The sequence below is a fragment of the Microcoleus sp. S13_B4 genome, from assembly GCF_036700885.1.
Taxonomy (GTDB): Bacteria; Cyanobacteriota; Cyanobacteriia; order Cyanobacteriales; family Microcoleaceae; genus Microcoleus.
The window spans coordinates 62,914-70,325 of sequence record NZ_JAUBPU010000029.1 but is presented as its reverse complement, the minus strand read 5'-3'; the positions used below and the strand labels follow the sequence as shown (position 1 = coordinate 70,325).

Below are 7,412 nucleotides of genomic sequence, written 5' to 3'. Positions count from 1 at the left end.
CACGGCGATGACTCTCGAACGCACCAGTTCTTAACCCAGGCCACGTAATATGCGATCGATATATTCAGCAAGCCCTAATTAAGAAATTTTACTTGTAAGGTGCGTCTTTTGAGACATTTTGAGTAGAGGGAAATGTCTCGCTGGCTGAGTCACCTTACAAACCTAATTGCCATAAAAAATTTTCTGCTGTAACTTTAATGCGCGGCAGCGACAGTAAAGCATCGTCCAAACTGCTAAAAGTTGACCTATATGATACACCAAAAATATACCCACTCGCTCCAATTAAATGCGCTACAATTGGATCGACATCCCCGTAAGGATAGGCAAAACATTTAACAGATTTCTCTAATCCCCGTTCCAATATAGCACGGGATTTCGCCCCCTCCCGCACAATTTCTGTCGGCGACAATGCAGTCAGAGGTTGATGAGTAGCAGACATAGAACCGAATTGAATCCCTGCATCTCGCAGTTGCAAAATTTCCGGCCATCCCATTAACTGCACTTCTTCAACTTCGGCTTTTTCCCAACTATTTGTCTTTCCTATCGACTCCGCTACAAGAAAAACAGTCGCTGTAAAATCAAAGCGTTTTAGCAGAGGCCAAGCATATTGGAAAAAGTCGAGATAGCCACCGTCAAAAGTCATCAATACAGCTTTACCGGGTAAAGGAGTTTTATCCCGTTTCGCACTTTGCCAATTTTCCCAACTCGCAGTATAATAACCGCGATCTTTGAGATACTGCAACTGTTGTTCCAAAACCTGCGGAGTAACTGCGTCTAAACCGTCAGTGGAAATGCGGCGGTAGGCGAGAATCGGCAGCCTTTGTGTAACGCCATGATTGTGAAAAAATTGAGGTTTCCCTGAGTGAGAAACTTCTCTATACGGCGATTTTCGCCCCATGATTTCCGGTGCGTAAAATACTTGCTTTGGAAACTCGTTTTCTTGGGGAATTTGCATTGTCGGTTCCCCCGCGATTGCCGCGGCTGACTCGATTTCCGGCAGCGCCGCCACCGGGAGTGAGGCGCGGCGGCTGACACTTGTCCCGATCGCACCCTCGTGCCTGCCGAAGATCACCGCATTTGGCGGGTAAATGCCCCCAGCACCCGCTGCATTCAAACTCTCGGGCAAATCCGACCTTTGTTGAGCACAAGAGGCTAAGCGCGATCGCAGCCATTGCTTGCCGTTGAGCGGTTTTCCCAGCAAAGCTTCTCGCACGGCGGCGACGCACAACTCAAAACCAATATTTCGAGTAATTGTCGATCGCAATTTTTGAGCGGAAACAAAATTATTTTCCACCGCAACAGTGACAATACCGACAGCAACGCCGCCTATTTTCACCAGCACGTCTATTTCAGAAAGCGCAACTTTTATATTAGCAAATTCCTCGCTAACTTCTACATCAATCAAATCTCTTTCGAGGGTAATTGTTGAGACTTCCTCAGCTATTTCTGGATTGTAGAAATCCTCCAAATGCCAATGCGGACGCCCCCATAATTCTTGCAAAAATAGGGTCCAGTCATTTTTTTTGTGCAATGGTTGCAGCAAAGTTTCCCACAATCTATTGCCTTTTTCGCAGCGATTGCGTTGAAAGAAGCGATCGAGAATTGGCCAAGCAAACTGGGCTGCAATCGCATCCGCCAACACCGAACCCGCAACCATGCCATCGCAGACTGGCAATTCAACAATACCGAGTTTAATTCCTTCTAGTTCGATCGTACAGCACAGGCGATCGGATATTGGTAAAGCGTAAATATCCGAAATTGGTTCGCTCACTTCCACCGCAACTTTCCAGGTAATTTCACCCTTGACTTGCTTAATCTTATCTAAAATATATCTGATTTGATTGCTTTTAAAAGTTTTATGATATTTGTGAATCTTATTACTTTTAATCTCTCTTTCGATCCCTTGGTGCCAAGGTTGATTTAAACTGAGATAAGCCGCTTTTTCTTGATAAAATTCCAGCATTCTATCATCATATTCAATTCCCATAAAATGACAAAGTTCTTCTAACTTGTTGACTTTATTATCTAGAATGTCCTCATACTTGACTAATATATGATTAGATTTTTTAGCATATTTGTGACTAATTAACCTCGCCTCCTTCCAGCGATGGATACAGTGGTTTAAATCCCAACCAGGTCCCCACAACTCATGAGAAGTCCTAGTAGCCTCATGCAGAGATGCTATTGTATCCATACTGTTTCGCAAAATATGTATAAATTTAGCATCCGGCAAAAAGCGCTGTATATCCTCAATAAAATATAGGTGTTCCGGCGTTTTTTCCAACCAAATACTTTTGTTTTGTTCCGCCGCCAAACCATCCAAAACTCCGACAAACCAACTAACTTTTGCTGCCACAGTCTGACTATCATCAAAACCTTGCAAAAGTTCAGGGCGATTAATTTCATCCTTAAAGAAAGCTTCCATCCTACCAGGAAACTTTCGCGCAAATCTTTTGTACAGTAGATATTGAAAAAACTTAGATTCAGGGAACTTTCGCGCAAATCTTTTGTACACTAGATATTGAAAAAACTTAGATTCAGGAAAAGAAATAACTTCAGGATGAGCGGCTAATAAACTTTGAAGCATGGTTGTGCCACTTCTCGGACAGCCTACTAAAAATATGCGTTTCATTTTTATACTTTATAAATTGTTTGTGGATGCGATTTTTTTATGAACCGCAGAGAGCGCAGAGGACACAGAGGAAGAGAAGAAAGAGGTATGATTCATGTTCCTCTCTGCCCCAAGAGCGGTTAAAACTCTTTTCCTAACTCCAACTAAAATCCTCCTTCAACAAATCAGAAAGTTCTTGATTGTAAGGTTTGAAATAATTTGTTAAGTGTTGTTCGATTTCCGCAGGTATTTTGCTGTAATCCTCGACATTATTAATCTCATATTCTTTACTTGCACTCGCACTAATGTCCAAGAAATCTAACACTTCCGAAAAGACTTTGCCTGTATTTGCGTAAAAATCTTCGCTCTTGATAATTAGCAACTGTTCCCTCGGAAAATAGTCGAGCCAATTTTTGATTTGTTCTACATAAATTCCCCGCGACAAATAGGAATAATGCTGATGATTAAAACTGTAATAATTTTCATCGGCTTTAATTTTTTCAATCTCACCTTGGAGTCTATCAGGTTCAGAAGCGATCGCCTTTTCAAAATCCAACTTTTCGCAGCCACTCGCCACTTCTAAATGATAGTGCATCCACGCTCGTTTTAGCGGGTTTCGCAGCATCACAATCAGCTTAACATCCGGGAAACACTTGTAAACTCGCTCTGCCACCAAAGGATGATAAATATAGTAACCAGTCATCTCCCACAGCAGTTCTTTTTCACCAGTTACAATGCGAGTCAACTGTTTGCTGTACCACTCAACACCACGCTCAAAATTTAAATCAAAAAAGTGGATGTTCCGGGAACCTTGTTTGATAATTTGCAAGTGATTTTCAAGATGGCTGTAGAGAGATTCCGTGCCGCAGTTTTGAGCGCCAATAATTAAAAAATTAGGTTTTTGATGATTTTCCAACTGAGTCGAAATATGGGGGTAGCCGGGATTATTCTTATCCAAATCGTAAGTTACAGTGGCTGGTTCGGGTAAATCCAGAAGTGGCATTTTGCCCTCAAATTCCCAGCGGAAGGGCGGACAAAGAATCGTTTTTTGGTTTACAGTCGATCGCACGTACAGCGGATAAACCTGCCAATGATAATCGTAGGCGTAAGCCAAAGTTTCCTCGTAAACCCCAGCATTCACGTAATACTGACCGTTTCCTAAATCCAGCCTATCTATTTGCAGCCGGATTTTGCCTTTCCCTTTCACCAGCGGGAGTAGTCTGCCCATTTGATTCGTATTAGTCTCAAAACAACTTTGACCATCATCCCTGCTGATTGTCACGGCAAAAACAGCAGCAGCAATTTCCTGCGACACCGAATAATAGATTTCAATGCTAATAGCATCACCACTATCTATTTCTGAATCAGGCCACACTTTGACATCGGTAATTTCTACTTCCAAAGAACCGAAGCGATTCTGATTACCTCGCAGTGACGAGCCGCTACTCGTAGCTTCAGCAGCAGGGAGGGGAGTGCGATTTTCTGTGGACGATCGCATTTCTGACAAATACTGACCCACGACCACTTCCGGTTCCCCATAAGCCACGATTTCACCTGATTTCAGCCACAAAGCCCGATCGCACATTTTTTGAATTTGCGATGCGGTGTGAGAAATCAAAACAATCGCACATCCTTGATTCTTAAACTCAGTTATCTTATTCAAACATTTAGTTTGAAAAGCCACATCACCAACCGACAAATGTTCATCAACTAACAGCACTTCTGGATCGGTATGCACCGCCACCGAAAAAGCTAGCCGCATTTTCATCCCCGTACTGTAAGTCCGCATCGGGCTGTCAATAAACTGTTTTAACTCTGCAAATTCCACAATATCGTCAAACCTGCGCGCCACTTCCCGGCGAGTCAAACCGGCCACCACCGCACCCACAAACACGTTTTCTCTGCCCGTTAGATCCGTGTGAAAACTCGCACCCAAATCCAACAAGCCGCCAATTCTGCCGTTAACTTTAATAGATCCTTCCTCAGCCCGGCAAATACCGCCGACCAGTTGCAGCAGCGTTGATTTTCCCGCACCATTCTTGCCAAGAATTCCCAGCATTTCGCCAGGAAAAACAGTAAAATTTATATTCCGCAGCGCCCAAAAACTCGCCTCCGGCTTCAGCTTCCACCAACCGGACAAAGCGGCTTCCATAATCGTATAAGGTTTCGCGGTAGAGTAGCGGTTAAAACGCTTACCCAAACCTTTGACAATAATTGCTTCACGCATTTACACTTCCTCCACAAAATGAGCGCTTTGCCGTCTAAAAATTCCCAGTCCGATGGGTAAAAGAGCCGCCACAACCAAGCTCAAAATTAACAGAGCCGACCAATCCGGCTGCATACCTTTAAGAAGTATGGCGCGGTAAGCTTCAATCAGGGGCACCATTGGATTTAAGTAATAAAAAATCTTAAATTTTTCCGGAACCCTGCTGATGTCGTAGAAAATCGGAGTCACGTAAAACAGCATCTGCAAAACTACTCCCAAAGTGTGCTGAGTGTCGCGGAAAGTGACATTCAAAGCGGCAAGGGGATAAGCAAAACTAACTGTCAAAACAAACTGAATAATCATCACCAGTGGCAAGAAAAATAGCACTGAATTCAGATGGAGACCATCAATTGCCAGAAAGATAATTAACACCGGCAAAGCTAACACAAAGTGAATGAGTCCAGTCATCGTCGTGACTACCGGCAAAATTGCCGAGGGGAAATTTGGCTGCCTGATTAGTGCCTTATGATTGGTAATTAATGCCGTTGATTTAAATAATACCGTTTGAGACCAATTCCAGATTAACAAGCCGCTGAAAGCAAAGGAAGAAAATTTTGGAATATTAAGGGGTACGACAGAGCGAAACAAAAAGGAAAATACAGCCAACTGTAACAGCGGACTGATTAAAGTCCAAGCAATCCCCAAGGTCGATCGCTTGTAAAGTAATTTCATATCGCGATCGACCAACACCCGCAGCAAATCGAACCAATGAGCCATTTTGCGCCGATAAAGCAGCGTTCCCACATTTCTCACCGCACACCTCCGGCAACTATCTGAGGTTCTGGCTCGGATGCCTCCCAGGGCTGAATCTTAACCAAATTCTGATTCTCCACCCGGGTCAGCTTGTCAGCAATTGGTTCTAAAAAATCAGCTTCAATCAATTTTATTGCCATAATTACCATTGTTAATTTCTCTTTCTTTTAACTCTCAATTACTACTTAAGCTGTTCACCATTTAAATTTTCGATACTATCTAAGCCAGTAAAGGGTTTCAGCCTCTGCAACACCCAGTTTAAATGCTAAACAGCTTACTTACGATTAATTAAACGCTTACTTAATTACACCTCTATATTCTGTTTTTTCTCTCATCTAATTATGTCAGTTATAGGAAGAATTTTTCAGTTGTTTTTTGTCTACTACTGTAAATAACTGTAGATGTTGAAGTAGGGTGTTGTCAACTAAGCTCGGCTCAGAATGAGCAGCACTTTTGAGCATACCTTTAACCGCCATCGCCCCAGCCAGGGGTTCGGCAAAGTCAAGCGCCAGAATCGATCGCAAGTGAGCGCCCCGCAGTGGCTCTACACCGAATTGGGGAATGACGTGACCGACCGACAGTTCACCGTAACGGAGGTAAATGCCATCGGGTTTTTGCTCGTCAATGATTCGTTCTGCTGCTTCCCAACCTTCCTGCAAATCGATTTCAATTTCATGTCTTCCCAAGTCAGCATGAGCAGGCTCACCTTGCATAAAACTAAAAAGAGCCGATCGACTTTTCAACTCATCGATGACACCCCGCAAATACCAATAACCGCGCAATTTTGCCTGCAACCACCGCCAAGTTTTCCGCATCCGCAAGCTTTCGAGTAAATCAAGGGATTTCCTCAGTCCCAGAGCCAGCCAATCCACAGCAGCAGGCCAGAAAAACATGACCGCCACCAGAATTTTATCTAGCAGCGAGCAAGCAGTTTCGTAGGCTGCTATTGGCAGTATCGGTCTAAGTTCCGGGTGTCGGTGGCCGAGCAAAACATCCGATCGCCCTTCCTGACGAAATCTGCCCAAAGAGCGATCGAGGTTGTTAGTTTCGTGTTCGTAGTGATACCCGACTGCATCCGGTGCCACCGCAAAAGGTACATTTGCTTTGAGCAAGCGCAAGGCGAACTCGTAATCTTCATAGGCAGTACCCGGGCCGAAGGCAGAATCGAAGCCTCCGGTGCCAGCAAACAGTTTTATATCAATAGAAAGGTTGCCACAGAGCAAATCTTGATAAGTGTACCGGTGAGTCGGCTTGCTCATCTGGTAAAACTTTTCCTCCCACCAAGTCCGCACTTCTACGTCAAAAAAATTAGTCCTGGATTGCAACTGTGGCGGATAAGGATCGATCGCGGCGCAGCCCGGACGTTCTCGATGAACGCGCCCGTGGTTTTCGACTAAACACGGCATTGCTTCGATGTCATCGTCCAGAAACAACAGCAGTTGTCCAGTAGCCTCCGCTGCTCCAATATTGCGAGACATACCCACACTCCGGCAGTTGGCCTCAATTATGTGCATTTTAAAAGGAGCTTTGTAGTCTTGTAACATTGCTAAAGTATCGTCTATGCAGCTATCTACGACTACCCTGACTTCGATGAGGTTCATCGGATAAGTCTGTGATTGCAGAGCATCTAAAGCCCGCCGCAGCGAAGAACTTCGGTTGTGAGTTATAAGAATGATGCTAAATGTTACATTTTCCATATTTACATTCGGAATTGGGAAGGGGGAATTCGGCGGAGTGAAGGGTTCGGGCATTGGGCCTTCTTAACTCATAACCAATAACTAA

Annotated in this window: 4 protein-coding genes; all 4 read right to left on the bottom strand. The window is 44.1% G+C overall.

What is annotated here, in order from left to right:
* Nucleotides 1-154: 154 nt before the first annotated feature.
* Nucleotides 155-2,632, bottom strand: coding sequence for a sulfotransferase (locus tag QT994_RS16545; protein WP_333047802.1), 2,478 nt, complete (start codon nt 2,630-2,632; stop codon nt 155-157).
* A gap of 133 nt (nt 2,633-2,765) precedes the next feature.
* Entirely contained in the window at nt 2,766-4,838 is a 2,073-nt protein-coding gene (locus QT994_RS16540) for a Wzt carbohydrate-binding domain-containing protein (protein ID WP_333047801.1), read from the bottom strand.
* A complete protein-coding gene (locus tag QT994_RS16535) occupies nt 4,839-5,630 on the bottom strand; it encodes an ABC transporter permease (RefSeq protein ID WP_333047800.1) in 792 nt (263 codons plus the stop codon). It abuts the gene before it with no gap.
* A gap of 344 nt (nt 5,631-5,974) precedes the next feature.
* A complete protein-coding gene (locus QT994_RS16530; protein ID WP_333176223.1) occupies nt 5,975-7,381 on the bottom strand; it encodes a glycosyltransferase in 1,407 nt (468 codons plus the stop codon).
* Nucleotides 7,382-7,412 lie beyond the last annotated feature (31 nt).